A 22,004-nucleotide genomic window follows, 5' to 3' on the forward strand; every position below is an offset into this window, starting at 1 on the left:
ACCGGGGCAGACATCGGGCCTGCAATCGCCGAATATCCGGAAATGCCCGGTATACTTGCACGGATTCACGTAGTCATCCGATGTATAGCCACGATAGTTCCACTGTGGACGAAGCCGCTAACGCGGTGGCCGGTCAGCAAGCCTGCCCGTCCGCACGGGGCGGCGGCCGGTTCGCGGCGGCGGGTGCCGGAGACGGTTCACGGCAGGCTAGGAATGACCTGGTCCACCAGTCGTTTCGCAACCGGGCAAGACCCCTCGTCGCCCGCGGAGCGGTCGAGGTACCAAATGTGCACCGCCGCATCGGTGCCGGGAATCTGGATCTGATAACGGCAGCCGCCGCCGGCTTTCGTGGTGTCTTTCCGGACTTCGTGCCCGTTCTGGGAACTCGACTCGCTGTGCCCGCTCCAGTCCTCCGCGTCGGCCAGGTCCAGGGTCGCGGCCAGGTCGCCGCCGGTCAGCTTGCCCGACGGCGGGGTCCACTCGGTGCGGCAGCCGCCCACTCCCCCGTCACCCCGACCGGGGTGGATGCCGTCAGCTTGTACTCGTCTCGCCGCAGGTCGATCGGAGTGCCCCGAACGGCAGTCGTCAGCAGATCGCAGGCGTTCGTTTTCGCGAACGTCTTCGCCGGACCGGCACCGCCGCATCCCGTCGCCGAAACGACGACCGTCAGCCCGAGCGCGAGCCGTTTAACTATTGCCATCGAGCCCCCGCCACACATCCTCTTCTTCGTCAAAATCGCGGCGGGCCGACGTGCCCGCGCGGACACTGCCCGGATCCGAGACGGCGTGCCGCGACCTCAGCCCCGCATCGGCGAACGCGGATTCGATGTCGCTGCGGACGTTGCCTGTGCCCGCGTTGGCCAGCGCGGGCACGTTCGGGCTCGCGGATATCATCGCGCCGCCCTGGACGCGAAGGGTCAGGTATCCGAAGTTCCCGCTCACCTCGCAAGGCGCTTGTTACGACCTTGTAGCCAGCCATGACGAGTCCGTCCCTCGTTCGCTGCCGCATTGATCGGCCGCTGTGACCGCCGCCATGGTCCGGATAGTACCTAGCCAAATGGGACGTTGCTGGCAAAACGGGGTATTGCGAAGCATACAGGTTGTCACCTACCGTACGCGGGCCGCGACGACACCTCGCGGACTAGCATCGCGACGTGACTTACGCTGCTGCTGATGCCCGTTACGATTCCATGCCCTACCGCCGCTGCGGGCGCAGCGGCCTGAAGCTGCCCGCGATCTCGCTCGGCCTGTGGCACAACTTCGGGAACGACCGCCCGCTCACCGTCCAGCGCGACATCGTCCGGCGCGCGTTCGACCTGGGCATCACGCATTTCGACCTGGCCAACAACTACGGCCCGCCCTACGGCAGCGCCGAGGAGAACTTCGGCAGGCTGCTCGCGAGCGACCTGCGGCCGTACCGAGACGAGCTGGTCATCTCGACCAAGGCGGGCTACGACATGTGGCCCGGGCCGTACGGCGAATGGGGTTCGCGGAAGTACCTCCTGGCCAGCCTCGACCAGTCGCTCGGCCGGATGGGACTGGACTACGTCGACATCTTCTATTCGCACCGGTTCGACCCGGAGACCCCGCTGGAGGAAACCGTCGGCGCGCTCGACCGGGCGGTCCGGTCGGGCAAGGCGTTGTATGTCGGGATCTCGTCTTACAATTCCGCTCGCACCGCCGAAGCCGCGCAGTTGCTGCGGGAATTGGGTACGCCGTTGCTGATTCACCAGCCGTCGTATTCGATGTTCAATCGGTGGACGGAAGCTGACGATTTGCTTGGGACTCTGGAGCAGGTCGGGGCCGGGTGCATCGCGTTTTCGCCGCTTGCGCAGGGGTTGCTGACTGACAAGTACCTTTCCGGGGTTCCCGCGGATTCCCGGGCGGCGCAGGGGAAGTCGCTGAATCCGGACACGATTACCGACGAGAAGCTGGGCAAGATCCGGGCGCTGGGCGAAATCGCCGCGCGGCGGGGGCAGACGTTGGCACAGCTGGCGCTGGCCTGGGCATTGCGGGATCCGCGGATGACGTCGCTGGTGATCGGGGCGAGCAGCGTGCGGCAACTGGAGGATAATGTGGCCGCGCTGGACAATCTCTCGTTCACTGCCGAGGAATTGGCCGAGATTGATCAGTACGCCACCGAAGAGGGCATCAACATCTGGAAGCGTTCTTCCGACGGGTGATCTTATGCCGACGTCCCGGGGCTGCTGTCAGACCTGGGACGTCGGCCGAACTCTCCGTAGAAAGTCTCGCCATCCAGTAAGGCTCGGTACGCCAGCGAGACCCGGCGCGCCTTGGACGGCCGCAATTGCGGCTTCGCGGCGTCAAGCTCCAGGAATTCCAACCGGCTCAATTCCTCCGATTCCAGACGGATGGCGTTGATCTGCGCGCGGCTCACTAAGCCGCCGTCGAAGATGAACTGGAGACTGTCGCGCCAGACACCGTGCGAGGGCATCCAGTCGACCAGAAGAAGACGTCCCACCGGCAGGTCGATCCCGAGTTCCTCGCGAACCTCCCGTCGACACGCGGCCAGCGGCGACTCGTCGTCCTCGACCACTCCTCCGGGAATCTCCAGGAACGGCTTGTAAGTCGGGCAAACGAACAGGACGCGGCCGTGCTCGTCGCGGGCGAGCACTCCCGCGGCCGCGTTCTTGCGCGGAAACCGGGCGGCGACGCCGGGGTTGAACTCGACCTCCGGCTCGCCTTCGCACTCAAGATCGTCCGCGAATACAGCCTGGTCGCCGCAATGACGGTGCTGGCCGCTCCCCACGTCAGCCACGGGCCGCGCGGATAGTATCCGCTGCCCACTCCGCCCAATCCCGCTCCATCGCCGCATACCGCTTGCCCCACTCCAAAGCCATCCGGCCGTACAGCGACGGATCGCTGTCATCCCAGTCGACCGACGCCTCCAGCGCCGCTAATTCGTCCACCAGCCCCTTGGCGAAAGCGCCATGCCGGCCAAGGAACCCGCGCGCTTCCTCCGGCGTGACCTCGCCCAGGAAGTACACCCGCAGCAACATCTCGTTCCGCCGCGCCGCCGGGGGTCGCTCCTCCAGCAGCCACGCGCGCAGTTCCGCGCGGCCGGCGTCGGTGATCGCGTACTCCTTGCGCCCGCGCGGTCCCTCCGCGGACACCTTGATCAAATCCGCGCTCTCTAGCTTCCCCAGCTCCCCGTACAGCTGGCTCTGCGTCGCCGTCCAGACGCTCGACATCGCCGTCTCGAAGCGTTTCAGCAGGTCATAGCCGCTTCCGGGGGCCGTGGCCAGCAGCCCGAGCACTGCGTGTCGCAAAGTCATGCGCTCAGCCTACCTTCCACTATTGACATGTCCAGTCGGCACGTTCTAGCTTTGACATGTCACTACAGGAACGTTGGGGGATCGATGAACTACCTGAAGAGTTTCCTTCCGTGGATCGCCTTCGCGGTCGTGTCCACGCAGGCCGACTGGCGGTGGTCCGGGGTGACCGGGCTGGTGCTCGCGGGCGGGCTGCTTCTCCTCGAACGGCGGCGCGGCAAGGCGTGGGACACGTTGTTCATCGAGGTCTCCGCGGTCGCTTTCTTCGCGCTGCTGGCCGCTTGGTCCTTCACCGATCCGACCTCGCCGCTCCGGGATTACGTCGGGGCGCTCACCGATCTTTGGCTGGCGCTGACCGCTTGGGGCTCGATCGCCGCGAAACGGCCGTTTACGCTGGGGATCGCGAGGACGATGGTTCCGCCGGAAATTGCCGCGACTGCGGTGTTCCGCCGGGTCAACGTCGTTATCACCGCTGTTTGGGCGGCCAGCTTCACCGTCGCCGGCATCGCCGAAGCCATTCTGCTGCACTTCGCGCCGCACGACACTGTCGCATTGGTGGCGATCAAGGTGCTCGGCTTCGCGGTTCCCATCTCGTTCACCATTCGCTATCCGCGCATCGTCCGGGCCCGCGCCCAGAAAGTCGCGTGAATCCATGACTACGACCAGCTTCCATCTCAACGGCCATTACGCCCCGGTCCACGACGAACTCACCGCCTACGACCTGCCGGTCACCGGTGCGCTGCCGCCCGAACTCAACGGCTGGTATTTGCGCAATGGGCCGAATCCGCGTCAGGACAGCGCGCATTGGTTCGTCGGCGACGGCATGGTGCACGGCGTGCGGCTCGAAAACGGCCGTGCCGCTTGGTATCGCAATCGCTGGGTGCGCACGGAGAGTTTCGACATCCCGCATCCGGTGCTCTACAACGCCGACGGCACGCGAAATCTCCGGTCGAGCGTCGCCAACACGCACGTCGTCAACCACGCCGGTCGCACGCTCGCACTCGTGGAATCCTCGCTGCCGTACGAAATCACCACCGATCTCGACACCGTCGGCGTCTACGATTTCGACGGCAAACTCGCCGATTCGATGACCGCGCATCCCAAGATCTGCCCGGAAACCGGCGAACTGCATTTCTTCGGCTACGGCAGCATCACCGCCCCGCACGTCAGCTACTACCGCGCCAACGCCGCCGGCGAGCTCGTGCTGCGGCAGCCGATCGACGTGCCGGGCCTGACGATGATGCACGATTTCGCGCTCACCCGGCGGCACGTGGTGTTCTTCGACCTGCCGGTGGTGTTCGACCACGCGGCCGAAGGCATGCCGTACCGCTGGAGCGACACGTACGGCGCGCGGCTCGGCCTGCTCAGCCGCGACCGGCCCGCGGACGGCGTGCGCTGGTTCGAGATCGACCCGTGCTACGTCTTCCACACCCTCAACGCGCACGACACCGCCGACGGCCGCATCGTCGTGCGCGTCGTGCGGTATGAGCATCTGTACCGGCCGGGCGTCCCGGATCCGAAGGGCGCGCTGTGGAAGTGGACGATCGACCCGGCCGCGGGCACGGTGACCGAGGACCTGATCGACGACCGCGACGGCGAGTTCCCGCGCATCGACGACCGGCTCGCCGGGCTCGACGCCCGCTTCGGTCACCTCACCGGGTGGCACTCCCCCGAGGGCCCGCTCGTGCTCCGCCAGTACGACCTGCGCACGAACGCCGCGCGCGAGCATCTGTTCCCGGAAGGACACATCCCGGGCGAGGCGGTGTTCGTCCCGGCCGACGACCGGCCCGGCGGCGCGGGCTGGCTGCTCACGTATGTCTACGACGGACCGAACGACCGCAGCGACCTGGTGGTGCTCGACGCGCAGGACCTCGAAGCGGATCCGGTCGCGACGGTCCATCTCCCGGGCCGGGTTCCGGCGGGCTTTCACGGCAACTGGCTGCCCGACGCCTGACGCCCTGCGTGCCGTACCCGGGATTCCGCCCGCCGAGCCCGTATCGTCGGGCGAAGAACCTCCGCCTGCCCTCCCTAGCCGGAAGAAAAGAAACTTTCCTGCCAAAGCGGGGCGAATCCGGTTACCGTGGCAGGACGGAAGTCCGAACGGGAAGGAAACTCAGCAGGTGGCAGGGTCGGGTACACCACCGGTCGGCACCCCGGCCGGGATGCGCATGATCAACCAGCGGGCGGTGCTCGACCTGCTGCGCCGCGGCGGGCCCGCGACGCGGCCGCAGGTGGCGAAGGACACCGGGCTGTCGAAGCCCACGGTGAGCCAGGCGCTGCTGGCGCTCGAGGCCGCCGGGCTGGCGCGCGCGACCGGGCACACGTCCACCGGCACCGGGCGCTCGGCGGTGCTCTACGAGGCGGACCCGACCGCGGGATACGTGCTGGGCCTGGACATCGGCCGCGAGCACATCCGGGTCGCGGTCGCCGACCTCGGCCGCACCACGGTCGCCCGGCGCGACGTGCGCAACACGGCCCGCTCCGGCAGCGCGCTGATCTCCGCGCTGGGCAAGCTGGCGACGGAGATCGTGGCCGAGGCCGGTCTGACGAGCGACGACATCGTCGTGCGCGTGCTGGGCTCCCCCGGCGTCGCGGACCCGGTGAAACGCTGTTTCCGGCACGCGCCGAACCTGCCCGGCTGGGGCCGCCCCGGCCTGCTCGACGACCTCGAGCAGGTGCTCGGGCCGGAGCTGCTGGTGGAGAACGACGCGAATCTCACCGCGGTCGGCGAATGGGAAAGCGGCGCGGCGCGCGGGGCGTCGGTGGTCGGCTGCATCACCATCGGCACCGGGGTCGGCATGGGCCTGATGGTCGACGGCCGGGTCTTCCGCGGCGCGACCGGCGCGGCGGGCGAAATCGGCTACCTGCCCTACGGCCGCACGCACGTCGCCGACGAACCCGGCGAACCGCCCGCGCGCGGGCACCTCGAAGAGGCCACCGCCGCGCAGTCGGTGGTCCGCGGCGCCCGCGAACTCGGCCTGGGCACCGCGCGCTCCGCCCGCGAAGTCTTCCGCCTCGCCCGCGAGGGGGACGAACTGGCGCAACGCGCGGTGTCCGCCGAAGCCGACCGGCTCGCGTACACCGTGGCCTCCGTGGCCGCGGTGATCGACCCCGAGCTGATCGTCCTCGGCGGCGGCGTCGGCACGGCGGCGGACCTGCTGCTGGAGCCGATCGACCGGGCGCTGCGCGCGTTCACCCCGCTCACTACCACTGTGGTGCAAGGCGAACTCGGCGACGACGGCGTGCTCACCGGCGCGATCAGCGTGGGCCTGCGCGCCGCCGAGCGGCTGGTGTTCGAGCGCCGCGTAGGCGCCGCCTGACGTTCGGTAAACGTCGCGCCGCGGCCCGCGAATGTCGGCCGGTACCGGTACGTTGCAGGCATGATCGGACTGCCCGACACCATCACCGCCTGCCTCTTCGACCTGGACGGCGTACTGACCGGGACGGCCGTGCTCCACCGCGAGGCGTGGAAACGGACGTTCGACGAATATCTGCGCGGCCGCGACGGCGACGGGTTCCAGGAGTTCACCGACGCCGACTACGCGACCTACGTGGACGGCCGTCCCCGGGCCGACGGCGTGCGGGAATTCCTGCGCTCGCGCGGAATCGACCTGCCCGAAGGCACCCCGGACGACGCCGTCGACGCGCCGACGGTGAACGGCATCGGCAACCGCAAGAACGAACTCGTGCTGAAGATCATCGACGAGCGCGGCGTCAATCCGTATCCGGGTTCGGTGCGCTATCTCGAAGCGGCGCGGGCGGCCGGGCTGCGGATCGCGGTGGTGACGTCGTCGGCGAACGGCGAAAAGGTCCTCGACGCGGCGGATCTGTCGCGTTTCGTGGAAGCACGGGTGGACGGCCTCGTCATCCGCCGCGACCACCTCAAAGGCAAACCGGCTCCGGATTCCTTCCTCGCCGGGGCCAAGGCGATCGGGGTGGACCCGAAGCAGGCAGCGGTGTTCGAGGACGCACAATCCGGTGTCCAAGCAGGCAAAGCGGGCGGTTTCGGGTACGTCGTGGGCGTGAACCGGGAGGACCAGGCCGCCGCCCTGCGCGCGCACGGCGCCGACGTCGTGGTGGACGACCTCGCCGAACTGCTGGAGGACAAGTGACGGAATCCGGTTACGAATGCTCGCCGTGGGAGCTGCGCTGGCGCGGCCTCGACGTGGATGCGTTGCAGCGCACCGAATCCGCCTTCGCGGTGTCGAACGGGCACATCGGGCTGCGCGGCACCCTCGAGGAGGGCGAACCGCGCGGGCTGCCCGGCACCTACCTCAACGGGTTCTACGAGCAGCACGAACTTCCTTACGCCGAAGGCGGTTACGGCTACCCGGAGGAGGGCCAGACCGTCGTCAACGTGACCGACGGCAAGATCATCCGGCTGCTGGTCGAGGACGAGCCGCTCGACATGCGCTACGGCATCGCGACCGCGCACGACCGCGTGCTCGACTTCCGCCGGGGCACGCTGCGCCGCGTCACCGAATGGTCCTCCCCCACCGGACGGCGCGTGCGGGTGACCACCGAACGGCTGGTTTCCTTCACCCAGCGGGCGGTCGCCGCGATCCGCTACGAGGTCGAACCGCTCGACGAGGACCTGCAGCTCGTCGTCCAGTCCGACCTGCTGGCCAACGAACCGGTCGAGTCGGACACGCACGACCCGCGCGTCGCCGCCGCCCTCGACGCGCCGCTGGTCGGCGAGTTCTGCCACGCCGCGGGCTACCAGGCCGTGCTGGTGCACCAGACCCGGATGTCCGGGCTGCGGGTCGCCGCCGCGATGGACCACAAAATCGAGGTGGACGACGGCCTGCGCACCCGCATCCACGCCGAGGAAGACCTCGCCCGGCTCACCGCCGCGGTCGACGTGCCCAAGGGCGGACGGCTGCGGGTCACCAAATTCCTCGCCTACGGCTGGTCCGCGCAACGGTCCGCGCCGGCGCTGCGCGCGCAGGTCGAAGCCGCGCTCGCGGGCGCCCGGCAGACCGGCTGGAAGGGCCTGGCCGCCGAGCAACGCCAGTTCCTCGACGATTTCTGGGCCACCTCGGACATCGAAATCGACGGCGACCCGGAACTCCAGCAGGCCGTCCGGTTCGCGCTCTTCCACCTGCTGCAGGCCGGCGCCCGCGGCGAAACCCGTGCGATCGCCGGAAAAGGCCTCACCGGGCCGGGCTACGACGGACACGCGTTCTGGGACAGCGAAACCTTCGTACTGCCCGTGCTCACGTACACGATGCCGGACGCCGCCCGCGACGCGCTCGGCTGGCGACACTCCACAATAGACAAAGCGAAGGAACGCGCGACCCAGCTCGGCTTGCGCGGCGCGGCTTTCCCGTGGCGGTCCATCAACGGAGCCGAATGTTCCGCATACTGGCCGGCTGGTACCGCGGCATTCCACGTGAGCGCGGACATCGCCGACGCCGTCGTGCGGTACGTGAACGCCACTCAGGACACGCAGTTCGAACGCACCTGCGGCGCGGAACTGCTGCTGGAAACCGCGCGGCTGTGGGCGTCGCTCGGGCATTTCGACCACCACGGGCACTTCCGCATCGACGGCGTCACCGGGCCCGACGAGTACTCCGCGGTGGCGGACAACAACATCTACACGAACCTGATGGCGCGCAAGAACTTGCTCGCCGCGGCTGACGTGTGCAAGCGGCATCCGGACATCGCCGAACAGTTCGAAGTGGACACCGCCGAGATCGATTCCTGGCATGCCGCCGCGGACGCGATGGCGCTGCCGTACGACCAGGAACTCGGCGTGCACCCGCAGTCGGAAGGCTTCCTGCAGCACGACGAGTGGGATTTCGAAGCCACCGACGAGGATTTCTACCCGCTGCTGCTGAACTACCCGTACTTCGACCTGTACCGCAAGCAGGTCGTGAAGCAGGCCGACCTCGTGCTGGCGCTGCACCTCTGCGGCGATTCGTTCAGCCCCGAGGAGAAGGCCCGCAACTTCGCCTACTACGAAGCACGGACCGTCCGCGACTCCTCGCTGTCCGCGGGCACGCAAGCGGTCATCGCGGCGGAGGTCGGGCACCTGCAGCTGGCCTACGACTATCTCGCCGAGGCCGCGCTGACCGACCTGCACGACGTGCACAACAACGTCCGCAACGGCCTGCACATGGCCTCGCTGGCCGGTGCCTGGCAGGCCACTGTGGCCGGTTTTGGCGGGCTCCGCGACTACGGCGGCCAGCTGTCGTTCGCCCCGCGCCTGCCGGACGAACTCGGCGGCCTCACCTTCCGCCTCGCCTTCCGCGAGACGCGGTTCCAGGTGTCGATCCGCCACGGCGCGGCGACGTATCAGGTGCTCAACGGGCCGCCGCTGGACCTGATCCACCACGGCGAGCGGTTCACCGTGACCGAGGAGCCGGTGGAGCTGCCGATCCCGAAGCTCGACCCGGGCCCGGCGCCGACCCAGCCGCTCGGCCGGGCTCCGGTGCGGCGGGACGCTTCGAAGAGGTGAGCCTCGTGGGTGCTGGCGCCGGTTCTAACCGGCATCGGCACTCACGACGTGCCCACCGCGCCGCCCCGCCACAGCCCGCGTATCTCGCACCGGTGCGCGTACCTGCGCTGGCATGCGTCGGGGCCGGTCTCGTGAGTGCTGCTGCCGGTTCTAACCGGCATCGCCGCTCACGAGGGCGTTTCGTCCGTGCCCGGCACCGGGGGCACCTCGTCCGTCCGCGGCGGGCTCAGGTCGGGGCCTGGCGCGTTCGCCACCTCGCCGGGCAGCTCGTCCGGTTCGGGCAGCTCGCGTTTCGGGCGCGCGGGGAACGGCGATTCCTCGTCGTCGTCCTCGGACCGGTCGCGGGGAAGGAACTCGCTGCGCGGGGTCATGACTCCGGGATACCCGGTTTACCGCCCCCGCACCAGGGAGTTCACGCGGCCGGACGCGATCGTTGCTTGCCGGTGGCGTCCGTGAGCTGGTCCAGCAGGGTCAGCAGCAGCCCGTCGCGGGTCGACCACGGGCAGATCGTCAGCTTGCCGCCGGCGACCGTCAGCAGCGCTTCCGCGACCACCGCGCCGCCGAGCGCCTGCTGGGCCCGTTGCCGCGAAATCCCCGGCAGCTGCGCCCGTCGCGCGAACGGCATCGCCGACAACCGCGGAATCCACGCGCGCACGTCGTCCAGGTGCAGTTCGCGGGCCTTGCCCGGCCGGTCGCCCGCCAGCCGCGCCAGCTGCCGCAGCACCTTCGAGCAGCCGACCACGCGGTGTTCGGCCAGTTCGGCCTGCACGTCGCCCAGCGCGGCGGAGACTTCCTCCAGCACGTGGTCACGCAGCGCACGCACTTGCTTGCTGCGCACCGGCGGTTCCGCGGGCAGCCAGTCGCGCGTGACCGACCGGGCGCCCAGCGGAAGCGACCGCGCGAACGTAGCCTGCTCGCCCGCTCCGGCGGACAGCTCGACCGTGCCGCCGCCGATGTCGAGCGCCAGCAGCGGACCGCCGGACGCGCCGTACCAGCGGCGCGCGCCGACGTAGGTCAGTTCCGCCTCCCGGCGGCCGGAAAGGAAGCGCAGTTCGACGCCGGTTTCCCTGGCGATTTCACGCACCGCTTCCCGGGAATTGACCGCGTCTCGAATCGACGACGTGGCCAGCGGAAACACGTCCTTGACGCCGTGTTCCCGAGCGAATTCCATCCCGCAGGAAACGGCCTTCGCGATGGCCGCGATCCCGCGTTCGCTGAGCCGTCCGTCGCCGTCGAGTTCGCGGTCGAGCCGCAGCCGGGTCTGGTGCGTCAATGCCGGGTCGAGCGGAGATCCGCCGGGTTCGAGCACGACGAGCCGGGCACTGAACGAACCCACGTCCAGCACCGCGGCGGCGGATCCTTCGATTCTGCGCACAGCCCGGCATACCTCGCTTTCGCCCCGCCCCGGATTCCCCGTTGGACCCGTTCCTACTCCCGACTTCGCGCCCCGCGCGGGGAGTTTGACGGCATTTCGACGGCGGCATCGACCCGAAGTGCGATTTCTTCACACTCCAGTGGCCCGCATCATACCGGACCTACCCGAGCAGCTCCTTCAGCTTGGCCACGGCGGCCACTCGCGCCTCGCGTCCGGGCTGCAGCGGGTTGACCGCCAGGGTCGTCGCCCCGGCCTCCTCGAACGCCGCCAGGCGCTCCTTTACGTACCCGGCCGGACCGACCAGCGAGGTGGCCCGCAGCAGCTCCAGCGGGACCGCCGCGGCGGCTTCTTCCTTCTTGCCGTCGAGGTACAGGTCCTGGATCTGCTTCGCTTCCGCCTCGTAGCCGTAGTTGCACGCGAGCGTGTTGTAGAAGTTCTTGCCGCGCGCGCCCATCCCGCCGATGTACAGCGCGAACACCGGGCGCACCCAGTCCAGCAGGTGGTCGACGTCGTCGCCGATGGCCAGCGGCGGCGCGGCGAACACGTCCAGTTCGCCCAGCTCCGGGTCGCGTTTGGCCTTGCCCTCGGCCAGCGAGGCTCCCCAGACGTCGGCGGCCTTCTCCGGGTGGAAGAAGATCGGCTGCCAGCCCTCGGCGACCTCGGCGGCGAGCGCGACGTTCTTCGGCCCGAGCGCGGCGAGCACGACCGGGATCCGCTCGCGCACCGGGTGGTTGATCAGCTTGAGCGGCTTGCCGAGCCCGGTGCCCTGGTCGGCCGGCAGCGGGATCGTGTAGTGCTTGCCGTCGTGCACCACCCGCTCGCGCTTCCACACCTGGCGGCAGATCTCGATGATCTCGCGCGTGCGGCCGATCGGCGCGTCGTACTTCACGCCGTGGAACCCCTCGATGACCTGCGGCCCGGACGCGCCGAGGCCGAGGGTGAAGCGGCCGTCGGACACGAAGTCCAGCCCGGCCGCGGTCATCGCGGTGAGGCTCGGGGTGCGGGTGTAGATCTGGAAGATGCCCGACATCAGGCCGACGCGCTCGGTCTTCGCGGCGAGGTAGCCGAGCTGGCTCACCGCGTCGAAGCTGTAGGCCTCGGGGACGAACACGATGTCGAGCCCGACCCGTTCCAGCTCCACGATGTCCGCGACGCTTTCGGCGAACCCGCCCGAGTAGCTGACGCCGGTGCCGATCCTCATCGATCCCTCATTCCCGTGCCGGTCGACTGTGACTAAGCGTTTGCTCATTATGCGGCCGCCCGGGTGCCGACGCTACGGCGTGGGTCACACCACAGCGGGCGCCACCGTCCCGCGCACCTCGCCGAACCCGAGCCGGGCACCGCCGGGACCAGGCGCGGAGGCGCTGATGACGACCTCGTCGCCATCCTCCAGGAACGCCCTGGTCCCGTCGAGCCCGAGCGCGAGCGGCTCGCGCCCGCCCCAGCTCAGCTCCAGCAGCGAACCGCGCTGGTCCTTCGCCGGGCCGGTGACCGTGCCGGACGCGTACAGGTCGCCGGTGCGCAGGCTCGCGCCGTTGACCGTGAGGTGCGCGAGCTGCTGCGCGCCCGTCCAGTACTGGGTGGCGAACGGCGGGCTGGACACGAGGTGCCCGTTGATCCGGATCTCCAGCGTCAGGTCAAGGCCCCACAGCTCGGCTGCGCGCAGGTACTCGAACGGCTCCGGGTCCTGCGCGGGCTGCGGCACCCGGGCGTGGTCCAGCGCGGCGAGCGGGACCAGCCACGGCGACATCGACGTGGCGAACGACTTGCCGAGGAACGGCCCGAGCGGCTGCGATTCCCAGCCCTGCAGGTCACGGGCCGACCAGTCGTTGACCAGGCAGACGCCGAAGACGTGCCGGGGGAACTCGTCGATCGGCACCGGTGCGCCCAGCTCCGACCCCACGCCGACGACGAAGCCGACCTCCGTCTCGAAGTCGAGCCGTTTGGCCGCGCCGAACGACGGTTCCGCGGCGCGGCGCGGTTTCCGCTGCCCCGCCGGACGAACCACCGGAGTGCCGGACACGACGACCGTGCCCGCCCGGCCGTGGTAGCCGATCGGCAGGTGTTTCCAGTTCGCCGGCACCAGATCGTCCCCGCCGGTGAAGATCCGGCTGGCGTTGATCGCGTGCTGCTCGCTGGAGTAGAAGTCGACGTAATCGGCGACCTCCACCGGCAGATGGCTCGTGATGTCCTTGCGGGGAACCAGATGCGGCCGGATCCGGTCGGCGTGGCGCGGTTCGGTGAGCCATTCGCGGACCCGCGCCCGCACGTCGGCCCAGGTGTCCGGGCCGGCGGCGAGCAGCGGGTTCAGCACGCCCGCGGCGAGCAGGCGGCCGAAGGACTCCCCCTCGGCCGCCGCGCTCAGGTCGAGCACCTGCTCCCCGACCGCGACACCTGCCCGGCGGGTCCGCTCGCCGTGCGAGAAGACGCCGTAGGGCAGGTTGTCGAGGCCGAAGAGAGTGTCGTCCGGAAGGTCGAGCCAGGTCACGCGGACGCCTCCGCGATCCACGCGCCGACCACGGTGTCCAACGTGGACAGTGGAAGGATTCCGTTGCCCAGCACGACGTCGTGGAACGCGCGGATGTCGAACCGGTCGCCGAGCGCCTGCTCCGCCTCGGCCCGGACGCGCTGGATCTCCAGGCGTCCCACCATGTAGCTGAGCGCCTGGCCCGGGTTCGCGACGTACCGGTCGATCTCCGCCTCGATCTCCATCTTCGCCATCGGCGTGTGCTCCAGCAGGTAGTCGACTGCCTGCTGCCGTGACCAGCCCAGCGCGTGCAGGCCGGTGTCGACCACGAGCCGTCCGGCCCGCATGGAGTCCTGGGCGAGCATGCCGAAGCGGGCGACGTCGTCGGAGTACAGGCCCATCTCGTCGGCGAGCCGCTCCGAGTACAGGCCCCAGCCCTCGATGTAGGCGTTGAACGGCGCGATCCGGCGCAGCATCGGCAGATCGGCGAGTTCCTGGGCGAACGTGAGCTGGAAGTGGTGCCCCGGAACGGCCTCGTGGAACGCGATCCCCTCGCTGGTGAAGCGCGGCCGCGAACTCGCCTCGTAGGTGTTGGCGTAGTACGTGCCGGGCCGGGACCCGTCGAACGCGGTCGGCAGGTAGTAGGCGATGGTGCCGCTCGCCGCGTCCGCCTCCGGGACCGGCTCGACCGCGCACTTCGCGTCCGGCACCCGGGAGAACCATTGCGGGGCAACGGTTTCGGCCCGGGCAATGGCCGTGCGGGCCCCTTCCAGCAGCTCCTCGCCGTCGCGCCAGCGCAGCTCCGGATCGGTGCGGAGCCGGTCGAAGATCTCCGCCAGTTCGCCGGTGCCGAACACCTTGAGGCCCAGCTCGCGGTACTCCTCGGCCAGTTGCTCGCCCAGCCGGAGCCCGGTGTCGTGCAGCTCCTGGGCGGTGCGGTCGGTGGTGGTGTGCGCGCGGATCAGGCCCTGGTACTTGTCCAGCCCGCCCGGCAGGTGGCTGATGCCCGGCTGGCTGTCCGTCTTCGACACCGGCAGCACGTCCTCGGCGAGGAAGTCTCGGTAGCGCCGGTACGCGGGCCGCACGACCTCGGCGAGCAGCCGGTCGCACTCCGCCGCGAAGCCCTCGACCTCAACCGCCGGCGTGACGCGGAACGGATCGCCCTCCTCGTTCGCCAGATACCGCTCGACGTACTCGATCCCGATGCGCACCAGGAAGTCCGGCGGCGCGAACCCGTCCGAGACGGTCGTCCGCTGCATCTCGATCACCGCGTCGAGGTAGCCGCCGACGGCCCCCAGCCGGCTGAGGTAGTCGCGTGCTTTGCCCGCGTCGTCCGGGACGAGCGCGGGGAGGATGGTCATCAGGTTCAGCGCGGGCGAGCTGAACCCGTCGCTCACCGCGAACCCGGACAGCCGCGAGTCGATCGTGTCGACCACGCCGCGAGCGTGCGTGCGCACCACCTCGCGGGTGACGACCTCGGACGCGGTCAGCCCGGCCGGGTCGATCGCCTCGGCGCGCTCGGCGATCGCGGTGTAGGAGGCCCGGTGCCGCTCGGCGGCGGCGAGACTCGGGTCGGCGAGCTGGGAGTGGTCGCCCGGGAGGCCGAGGACGGTGCGCTCCAGCGGTTCCCGTTCGAAGTCCAGCTCGACCAGCTCGTCCGCCAGCCCGGCGACGGTGTCGCCGTGCCCGGCCACCCACTCGGTGACCACGGCCTCCAGCACCGACAGCGGCAGCGAACCGCCGGACAGCACGACGTCGTGGAACGCCTTGATGTCGAACCGGCTGCCGAGCCGCTGTTCGGCCTGCTTGCGCAGCCGCTCGATTTCCAGCCGCCCCACCATGTACGCGAGCGCCTGGCCTGGGAAGCCGAGGTACCGGTCGACCTCGGCCTCGATCTCGACCTGCGCCATCGGCGTGTGCTCCAGCAGGTAGTCGACCGCCTGCTGCCTGCTCCAGCCCAGCGCGTGCAGCCCGGTGTCGACCACGAGCCGCCCGGCCCGCATCGACTCCAGGGTCAGCATGCCGAGCAGCGACACGTCGTCGGAGTACAGGCCCATCTCGTCGGCGAGCCGCTCGGTGTAGAGGCCCCAGCCCTCCGCGTACGCGGTGAAGTTGCCGATGCGGCGCAGCAGCGGCAGTTCGGTGAGGTCGAGCGCGGTGCTGAGCTGGAAGTGGTGGCCGGGGATCGCCTCGTGGAACGCGGTGGCCTCGGCGGTGTGCCGGAACCGCTCCGTGGCCTGGTAGGTGTTCGCGAAGTAGACGCCCGGCCGGGAGCCGTCCGCGGCGGGCAGCATGTAGTACGCCGGGGGCGCGCCGGGCGCGGAGTCCTCCGGCACCGCCTCGACGGTCCACGGGTGCTGCGGGATGTGGCCGAACCAGTTCGGCGCCTCGGCCGCGGCGCGGGAGATCGCCGTGCGGGCGGTGTCGAGGAGGTCGTCGGCGCTCGTCCAGCGGAGCTTCGGATCGGTGCGCAGCCGCTCGAAGATCTCCGGCAGCTCCCGCGTGCCGAACACGCGCTCGCCGAGGGCCTGGTACTGCTCGACCTGGCCGGCGATCACCGCGAGGCCGGTGTCGTGCAGCTCCTGCGGAGTGCGGTTGCTGGTGGTGTGGGTGCGGGCGAGGCGGGCGTAGATCTCGTCGCCGCCGGGGAGCCAGGAGACGCCTGCCTTGTCGTCCGGGCGGCCGTGCGGGAGGACTTCGGCTTCCAGGAAGTCGCGGTACTCGCGGAAGCCGGGGCGGACGACCTCGCTGAGGACTTGTTCGCGGCGGGCGGCGAACTCGTCGTCCGGGGCGGGCTGGCGCAGCAGCGGGTCGCTCTCCGGCTCGGCCAGGTAGCGGTCGATGTGCGCGATGGCGGCCTTGACCAGGCGTTCGATCGGCAGCAGCCCAGCGGCGATGCCGTCCCGGTGCCGCTGCGCGACGGCGCGGAGGTACTCGGGGATCTCGGTGAGCCGGGTGAGGTGCGCCTCCGCGGTTTCGCCGGTGACGGTGATCATCGGCAGCGCGGACAGCAGCCCGGCGGCGGGCCCGACGAACAGGTCGGTGACGGTGAAGTCGACGGCCCGGCTGTCGATCCGGTCGAGATGCCCGTCGAGGGAGCTGAGCAGGACGTCGCGCGTGACGCGATCAGCCGCGTCGAGCCCGGCCGGATCGACCGCCTCGGCCCGCTCCCGCAGCCCGGCGAGCCGCTCCCGGAACGCCGCCTCCGCCGCGGCCGACGGATCGCCGAGCCCCGGCGCGTCCGGCCGGATGCCGAGAATGGCGGCGTCGAGCGGCTCGTGGTCGAACGACACCTCGACGAACTCGTCGGCGAGATCGGAAACGACGGACATCGGCGTGGACCCCCAGGGTTAGGCGGAGAAGGTGATGGTTCCGACCCTAATCGAGAACGGGGTGCACACGCCCGGATCCGGCGCGGCCGGTCCCTCGGCGGGCGGATCGGCGTGCCGTGGGGCGGAACTTGTGCGCGAATGGCTTCGGTGCGTGGTCGGGGGATGGCGGCTGGGTGGGGCGGATTGGGCTGTCCGATGTGGTGGTTCGCGGGCGGGCTTTGGTTTCGCCGTCCCGCTGGGCGACGGGTTGGTGGTGACGCGCGGGCGGGTCTCGGCTGAGCCGGGCCCGTTGCCGCCGCCCGCTGCGGCGGCGCGCGCGTGCTGGGTGCGGCAGTGCGGCCGAGGCGACACGCGTGGCCCAACCCAAGCCGGTCCGGGACCGCTCCCACCGCCCACTGCGGCGGCATATGCCTGCCGGATGCGGCGGCGCGGCCGAACCAGTCCCGCATCCGCCCTCCGCCGCGACCTGCGCGTGCCAGGCGCGGCGGCGCGGTCGTCCGGCACGGACGGCCGAACCAGGCTCGGTTCCGCCGTCGGTCGCGGTGGTGCGGGGCACGCCGGACGCGGTGGTGCGGCCGGGTCCGGCGGGCGAGGCGGTAGCGTTGCCGGAGTGGCCGTGACCGATCCCGCCGACATCCGCCTGCTCGCCGCGCTCGCCGAGCTGGGCAAGGCGGCTGTGCACGAGCTGGCGGCGAAGGTCGGGATGGATCCGCGGGAGGTCGCGTACCGGCTCGTCGCGCTGTCCGGCAGCGGGCTGCCCTTGCTGGTCGGCGTCGAAAGCGACCCCAACGGGCTCCGGGCGGCGATTTCCGGGGCTCCCGCGTCGTGGCAGCGTCCGCAGGCTCCGGGGTATCCGGGCGGGCCCGGCTCGGTGCCGTTCCCGGCCGCCGGGCCGAGGCCGGGCGGGATGCCGTCGGGGCCTACCGGAGCGCCAGGGGCAATGCCCGCGGGCCCGGCGTCGTCCGGAGTTCCGGCGCCCGGCGGGATGGGCGGAGCGCCCGGGATGCCGGGTGCGCCAATGCCAGGTTCGATGCCGTCCGGTCCAGCTGGAACACCAGGGCCAATGCCGTCCGGTCCAGCTGGAACACCAGGGCCAATGCCGTCCGGTCCCGCCGGAGCCCCAGGTTCGATGGCGGGCGGTCCCGCCGGAGCACCAGGTCCGGTGCCGTCCGGCCCGGCCGCGATGCCGGGCAACCCGGCCGCGGCTCCGAACGGCGCTCCCGGCGCCTCCGGCCCGCATTCGCCCGCGCAGTCCGGGATCCCCGGCCCCGACCCGGCGAGCCTGCCAGGACATTCCGGCCCGCATCCGCCGCCGGGGCACTCCGGCCCGCACCCGCCGCTTCCCGGCACCTCAGGCCCGCACCCGCCGCTTCCGGGGATCTCCGGCGCGTACCCGCCCGCCCAGACCGGGATCCCCGCCGGGCCGGGCGTGTCCGGCGCGTACTCCCCGGGACCGGCCCAGGGCCCGGGAGTGTCCGGCGCCTACTCCCCCGTCCAGACCGGAATGCCCGCCCCGAACGTCTACAATGGACAGTCCGGGCCGTATCCGGCTCCGGATCCCGCCGTCAGCACGTGGGGCGTCCCGCAGACCGCGTCGTGGGCTCGCGGCGACGAACCCCGGCCCGCGGCCGCGCCCGCGAAGAAGGGGCGGATCGGCGAGACGATGCAGTCGCAGGGGCTCGAGGGGGAACAGCTTTCCGTGCAGCTGCTGGAGGTCCAGGATCCCGCCGATTTCCTGTTCGGCGCGGCCGGCTACCGGCTCGAGGACGGCGAGCGCGCGGTCGTCGTGCACACCGAGATCACCAACCGCGGGCCGATTCCGTTCGCCTCGCTGCCGGACAACTATCTCGAACTCGTCACCGACAGCGGCGAGACCGTCGCGAAAGCCCCGGTTTCGCTCACGTCGCGGCCGCCGCACAAGATCGGCGTGCAGCCGGGCGAGACGCTCGGCGGGCACACCGTGTACGTCCTGCCCACCGCGACCCGGGTGGTCTCGGTGCGCTGGAGTCCCCGGCCCGAGCCGGACGAGCGCACGCTGACCTGGGCCGTCGACTAGTTCCCGTCCCGCAGGATCTCCAGCGCGCCGGCCAGGTCGTCGGGGTACTCGGCCTCGAACTCGACCCACCGGCCGTCCGCCGGATGCGCGAAACCGAGCGTGCGCGCGTGCAGCCATTGCCGGGTCAGGCCGAGTTTCCGGGCCAGCACCGGGTCCGCGCCGTAGGTCAGGTCGCCCGCGCACGGGTGCCGCAGCGCGGAGAAGTGCACGCGGATCTGGTGGGTGCGCCCGGTTTCCAGCTTCACGTGCGCCAGCGACGCCGCCCGGAACGCCTCGACCACCTCGTAGTGCGTGACGCTCGGCCGTCCGCCCGCGACGACCGCGAACTTGTAGTCGTGCCGCGGATGCCGGTCGATCGGCGCGTCGATGGTGCCGCGGGTCGGATCGGGGTGGCCCTGCACGACGGCGTGGTAGCCCTTGTCCACGGTCCGTTCCTTGAACGCCCGCTTCAGCACGGTGTACGCGTGCTCGCTCTTCGCCACCACCATCACGCCGGTGGTGCCCGCGTCGAGCCGGTGCACGACACCCTGCCGCTCGGCCGCGCCGGACGTCGAGATCCGCAGCCCGGCCGCGGCGAGCCCGCCGACGACCGTCGGGCCGGTCCAGCCGGGGCTCGGATGCACCGCGACGCCGACCGGCTTCGAAATCACCACGATGTCGTCGTCATCGTGCAGGATTTTCATGCCTTCGACGGGCTCCGCGACGATTTCCGTCGCCCGCTCCGGTTCCGGCAGCGTCACCTCGAGCAGTCCGCCCGCGGCGAGCCGGTCGGATTTGCCCGCGGGACGGCCGTCGAGCAGCACGTCGCCCGCCGCGGCCAGTTCCGCGACGACGGTGCGGGACAGTCCGAGCAGTTTGGCCAGCCCGGCGTCGACGCGCATTCCGTCGAGCCCGTCCGGGACGGGCAGCATGCGCGCGCTCACGCGGTTTCCTTCTTCTTGCCGCGGGTGGAGGTGCCGTCGTAGTCCTTGCCGAGCAGGGACAGCAGCACGATCAGCGCGCCGCCGACGCAGATCGCCGAGTCGGCGATGTTGAAGATCGCGAAGCCCTGCCCGTTGGGCGCGAACGCGGAAATGAAGTCGACGACGTGCCCGCGCAGCGGCCCCGGCTCCCGGAAGAACCGGTCGGTGAGGTTGCCCAGCGCCCCCGCGAGCACCAGCCCGAGCCCGATCGCCCACCCCACGGACCGCAGCCTGCGCGAGATCCACACGATGGCGATGACGACGCCGATCGCGACCAGCGCGAGCACCCAGGTCATGCCGGTCGCCATCGAGAACGCCGCACCCGGATTGCGGATGACCTGCAGGTAGATCAGCCCGCCGAGAATCGGCCTTGGCTCCTTGCCCTCAAGATTGGCGACCACGAGGTTCTTCGTGATCAGATCGATCGCCCACAGCAGCGCCGCGACCGCGAACACCACCCAAACCCGCCGCTTAGGCAACGCGCGCTCCCGCTCAGGCGGTTCAACCTCGGACTCAGACGGCGACGACTCGGTGCTCACATCCCCCATTGTCCACCCTGCCAACCCGACCACAGCTAACGGGACCACAACCGCGGGATCGCGTCGGCGTCTGACCGAGTGGTGTGCCCGGCCCTCCGGGCCCAGCACACCACTCGGTCAGACGCCGACTAAAGGCGATCCCGCGCGCGGCGGCGGAGCCGACGCCAAAAACACAGCTGGTGAGTTTACAAACAAAACCCAGGCAGCTCACGAGAGTCGTCAACAGGCCCCCACCGCCCATCAACCTTCGCATACTCCCACCGAGCCCCCCGGGCAACGATCTGCCGCAAAGCCAGCACCACCCGATCCACGTGCTCCTCAGTACTCCCCAGCCCAAGGCTCACCCGAACCGCCTGCTGCCCCTCCCCGCCAGCCTCGCCGATCAACCGCCGAGCAGCCACATGCGCGCAAAACGCCCCGTCCCGCACGCCAATCCCATACTCAGCCGACAACACCGCCGCCAGCCACCCGGGTTCAAACCCATCAACCACAAAACTCAACGTCCCGACCCGATCCACCGGCGCGTCAAAGAACCGCAGCTCGGCAAACCCAGGCAACCCCTCAAGCCCCTTGCGCAACCGCTCCAGCAACGCGGCCTCGTGCGCCCCCACGGCATCCCAAGAAGCCGCCAACTGCTCGCAAGCCACCCCAAGCGCATACACGCCAACGGTATTCGGCGACCCAGCCTCGTGCCGCTCCTCACCGGAGTTCCACACGACAGCTTCCTCAGTCACCAGCTTGGTCGCCCCGCCACCAGCCAAATACGGCTCAGCCGCCCGCAACCAGTCACTGCGCCCGATCAACGCCCCAGCCCCGAACGGCGCATACAGCTTGTGCCCGGACAGCGCGACGTAGTCGACATCCAGCTCCCGCACCGAAATCTGCCGATGCGGCGCGAGCTGAGCCGCGTCCAGCGCGACCCGGGCCCCGTGCTTCCGGGCCACCGCGGCGATCTCGGCCACCGGCAGCAGCTCACCAGTCACATTGGACGCCCCAGCCACAACCACCAACCGCGGCCCCTGCGGACACTCCGCCAGCGCTTCGTCCACAACGGACACCGCCGCAAGCCGAGTCCGCGGCAACCGCACCCGCCGCACATTCGGCCCCCGCCACGGCAGCAGCGCCGCGTGGTGCTCACTGTCGAAGACCACCACGGAAGTCTTGCGCGGCAACGCTTTCGCCAGCAGGTTGAACGCGTCAGTGGTGTTGCGAGTGAAGATCACCGAGTCGCCGCTGCGGGCGTCCACGAACCGGCGCAGCACATCCCGAGTGCGCTCGTACAACCGTGTAGAGACCTGAGAAGCGAAGCCAGCACCCCGGTGCACGCTGGCATACCAGGGAAGAAACTCGTCGACCGCCGAACGCACCGCGTCCAGACAGGGCGCGCTGGCCGCGTGGTCGAGGTTGGCGTAGCCGATGTCGCCGCCCGTCACGAGCGGCACCCGCAGCGTCGCACCGGCGACGGTGGGAACAGTGGTGGTGGGCCGGTCGAGTGCGAGAGTCATGACGGTGCCTCCTCGG

At 70.3% G+C, this 22,004-nt stretch carries 19 protein-coding genes; 7 read left to right on the forward strand and 12 right to left on the reverse strand.

Annotated features, from left to right (window positions below):
* Nucleotides 1–197 precede the first annotated feature (197 nt).
* Both RPX00_RS43555 and RPX00_RS43560 read right to left on the reverse strand, forming a co-directional pair.
* Nucleotides 198–500: a hypothetical protein gene (locus RPX00_RS43555; RefSeq protein WP_406634684.1), complete on the reverse strand. Its 303-nt coding sequence runs from the start codon at nt 498–500 to the stop codon at nt 198–200.
* Between the two features lie 186 nt (nt 501–686).
* A complete protein-coding gene (locus tag RPX00_RS43560) occupies nt 687–941 on the reverse strand; it encodes a hypothetical protein (RefSeq protein ID WP_406634686.1) in 255 nt (84 codons plus the stop codon).
* Between the two features lie 212 nt (nt 942–1,153).
* On the opposite strand from RPX00_RS43560, the gene mgrA reads away from it, so the two are divergent.
* On the forward strand, nt 1,154–2,182 hold the full coding sequence (gene mgrA, locus RPX00_RS43565; protein ID WP_406634688.1) for an L-glyceraldehyde 3-phosphate reductase: 1,029 nt from the start codon (nt 1,154–1,156) through the stop codon (nt 2,180–2,182).
* Between the two features lie 2 nt (nt 2,183–2,184).
* Here mgrA and RPX00_RS43570 read toward each other — a convergent pair whose 3' ends face one another.
* Both RPX00_RS43570 and RPX00_RS43575 read right to left on the reverse strand, forming a co-directional pair.
* The gene (locus tag RPX00_RS43570; RefSeq protein ID WP_406634690.1) at nt 2,185–2,778 is read right to left on the reverse strand and encodes an NUDIX domain-containing protein; all 594 of its coding nucleotides are present in this window, start codon (nt 2,776–2,778) and stop codon (nt 2,185–2,187) included.
* Nucleotides 2,771–3,295, reverse strand: a complete 525-nt coding sequence (locus RPX00_RS43575; RefSeq protein WP_406634692.1) for a PadR family transcriptional regulator — start codon at nt 3,293–3,295, stop codon at nt 2,771–2,773. Before RPX00_RS43575 ends, RPX00_RS43570 begins: the two co-directional genes overlap by 8 nt.
* 84 nt (nt 3,296–3,379) lie before the next feature.
* Here RPX00_RS43575 and RPX00_RS43580 point away from each other — a divergent pair, with 84 nt between their 5' ends.
* The 5 genes from RPX00_RS43580 to RPX00_RS43600 all read left to right on the forward strand — a co-directional run bounded on the left by RPX00_RS43580 (nt 3,380) and on the right by RPX00_RS43600 (nt 9,752).
* Nucleotides 3,380–3,940 (forward strand): hypothetical protein, encoded by a 561-nt coding sequence (locus RPX00_RS43580; RefSeq protein WP_406634694.1) that lies wholly within the window; start codon nt 3,380–3,382, stop codon nt 3,938–3,940.
* Between the two features lie 4 nt (nt 3,941–3,944).
* Nucleotides 3,945–5,246 carry a carotenoid oxygenase family protein gene (locus tag RPX00_RS43585; protein ID WP_406634696.1) on the forward strand — a complete coding sequence of 434 codons (1,302 nt, stop codon included), beginning with the start codon at nt 3,945–3,947 and terminating at the stop codon, nt 5,244–5,246.
* A gap of 208 nt (nt 5,247–5,454) precedes the next feature.
* The gene (locus RPX00_RS43590) at nt 5,455–6,612 is read left to right on the forward strand and encodes an ROK family protein (RefSeq protein ID WP_406643287.1); all 1,158 of its coding nucleotides are present in this window, start codon (nt 5,455–5,457) and stop codon (nt 6,610–6,612) included.
* Between the two features lie 60 nt (nt 6,613–6,672).
* Nucleotides 6,673–7,404, forward strand: a complete 732-nt coding sequence (locus RPX00_RS43595) for an HAD family hydrolase (RefSeq protein WP_406634698.1) — start codon at nt 6,673–6,675, stop codon at nt 7,402–7,404.
* A complete protein-coding gene (locus RPX00_RS43600) occupies nt 7,401–9,752 on the forward strand; it encodes a glycoside hydrolase family 65 protein (protein WP_406634700.1) in 2,352 nt (783 codons plus the stop codon). The genes RPX00_RS43595 and RPX00_RS43600 overlap by 4 nt, the downstream gene beginning before the upstream one ends.
* A 167-nt stretch (nt 9,753–9,919) precedes the next feature.
* Here the strand turns inward: RPX00_RS43600 and RPX00_RS43605 are convergent, their stop codons facing one another.
* From RPX00_RS43605 to RPX00_RS43625, 5 genes are all read right to left on the reverse strand, one after another.
* Entirely contained in the window at nt 9,920–10,123 is a 204-nt protein-coding gene (locus tag RPX00_RS43605; RefSeq protein ID WP_406634702.1) for a hypothetical protein, read from the reverse strand.
* A 41-nt stretch (nt 10,124–10,164) separates the two neighbouring features.
* Nucleotides 10,165–11,127, reverse strand: coding sequence for a Ppx/GppA phosphatase family protein (locus RPX00_RS43610; protein WP_406634704.1), 963 nt, complete (start codon nt 11,125–11,127; stop codon nt 10,165–10,167).
* Between the two features lie 160 nt (nt 11,128–11,287).
* Nucleotides 11,288–12,328, reverse strand: coding sequence for an LLM class F420-dependent oxidoreductase (locus RPX00_RS43615; protein ID WP_406634706.1), 1,041 nt, complete (start codon nt 12,326–12,328; stop codon nt 11,288–11,290).
* 84 nt (nt 12,329–12,412) lie between these two features.
* Complete coding sequence (gene fahA, locus RPX00_RS43620; protein ID WP_406634708.1) at nt 12,413–13,615, reverse strand: fumarylacetoacetase; 1,203 nt, start codon at nt 13,613–13,615, stop codon at nt 12,413–12,415.
* Nucleotides 13,612–16,926, reverse strand: a complete 3,315-nt coding sequence (locus RPX00_RS43625) for a DUF885 domain-containing protein (protein WP_406634710.1) — start codon at nt 16,924–16,926, stop codon at nt 13,612–13,614. Before RPX00_RS43625 ends, fahA begins: the two co-directional genes overlap by 4 nt.
* A gap of 616 nt (nt 16,927–17,542) precedes the next feature.
* Here RPX00_RS43625 and RPX00_RS43630 point away from each other — a divergent pair.
* Entirely contained in the window at nt 17,543–18,982 is a 1,440-nt protein-coding gene (locus tag RPX00_RS43630) for an AsnC family protein (protein WP_406634712.1), read from the forward strand.
* Here the strand turns inward: RPX00_RS43630 and RPX00_RS43635 are convergent.
* The 3 genes from RPX00_RS43635 to RPX00_RS43645 all read right to left on the reverse strand — a co-directional run bounded on the left by RPX00_RS43635 (nt 18,979) and on the right by RPX00_RS43645 (nt 21,988).
* Nucleotides 18,979–19,905 carry an RluA family pseudouridine synthase gene (locus RPX00_RS43635; RefSeq protein WP_406634714.1) on the reverse strand — a complete coding sequence of 309 codons (927 nt, stop codon included), beginning with the start codon at nt 19,903–19,905 and terminating at the stop codon, nt 18,979–18,981. The genes RPX00_RS43630 and RPX00_RS43635 overlap by 4 nt on opposite strands.
* Entirely contained in the window at nt 19,902–20,492 is a 591-nt protein-coding gene (gene lspA, locus RPX00_RS43640; protein WP_406634716.1) for a signal peptidase II, read from the reverse strand. The genes RPX00_RS43635 and lspA overlap by 4 nt, the downstream gene beginning before the upstream one ends.
* A 176-nt stretch (nt 20,493–20,668) precedes the next feature.
* Nucleotides 20,669–21,988 carry an aminotransferase class V-fold PLP-dependent enzyme gene (locus tag RPX00_RS43645; RefSeq protein WP_406634718.1) on the reverse strand — a complete coding sequence of 440 codons (1,320 nt, stop codon included), beginning with the start codon at nt 21,986–21,988 and terminating at the stop codon, nt 20,669–20,671.
* Nucleotides 21,989–22,004: the final 16 nt, after the last annotated feature.

Origin of the sequence: Amycolatopsis sp. WGS_07 (assembly GCF_045278895.1) — a bacterium.
GTDB lineage: Bacteria > Actinomycetota > Actinomycetes > Mycobacteriales > Pseudonocardiaceae > Amycolatopsis.

Excerpts from the sequence above, each read along its gene's own strand:
- RPX00_RS43580 (WP_406634694.1), top strand. The coding sequence starts at position 3,380 with ATGAACTACCTGAAGAGTTTCCTTCCGTGGATCGCCTTCGCGGTCGTG.
- lspA (WP_406634716.1), bottom strand. The coding sequence starts at position 20,492 with ATGGGGGATGTGAGCACCGAGTCGTCGCCGTCTGAGTCCGAGGTTGAA.
- RPX00_RS43605 (WP_406634702.1), bottom strand. The coding sequence starts at position 10,123 with ATGACCCCGCGCAGCGAGTTCCTTCCCCGCGACCGGTCCGAGGACGAC.
- RPX00_RS43590 (WP_406643287.1), top strand. The coding sequence starts at position 5,455 with ATGCGCATGATCAACCAGCGGGCGGTGCTCGACCTGCTGCGCCGCGGC.
- RPX00_RS43595 (WP_406634698.1), top strand. The coding sequence starts at position 6,673 with ATGATCGGACTGCCCGACACCATCACCGCCTGCCTCTTCGACCTGGAC.
- RPX00_RS43645 (WP_406634718.1), bottom strand. The coding sequence starts at position 21,988 with ATGACTCTCGCACTCGACCGGCCCACCACCACTGTTCCCACCGTCGCC.
- RPX00_RS43575 (WP_406634692.1), bottom strand. The coding sequence starts at position 3,295 with ATGACTTTGCGACACGCAGTGCTCGGGCTGCTGGCCACGGCCCCCGGA.
- RPX00_RS43615 (WP_406634706.1), bottom strand. The coding sequence starts at position 12,328 with ATGAGGATCGGCACCGGCGTCAGCTACTCGGGCGGGTTCGCCGAAAGC.
- RPX00_RS43585 (WP_406634696.1), top strand. The coding sequence starts at position 3,945 with ATGACTACGACCAGCTTCCATCTCAACGGCCATTACGCCCCGGTCCAC.
- RPX00_RS43625 (WP_406634710.1), bottom strand. The coding sequence starts at position 16,926 with ATGTCCGTCGTTTCCGATCTCGCCGACGAGTTCGTCGAGGTGTCGTTC.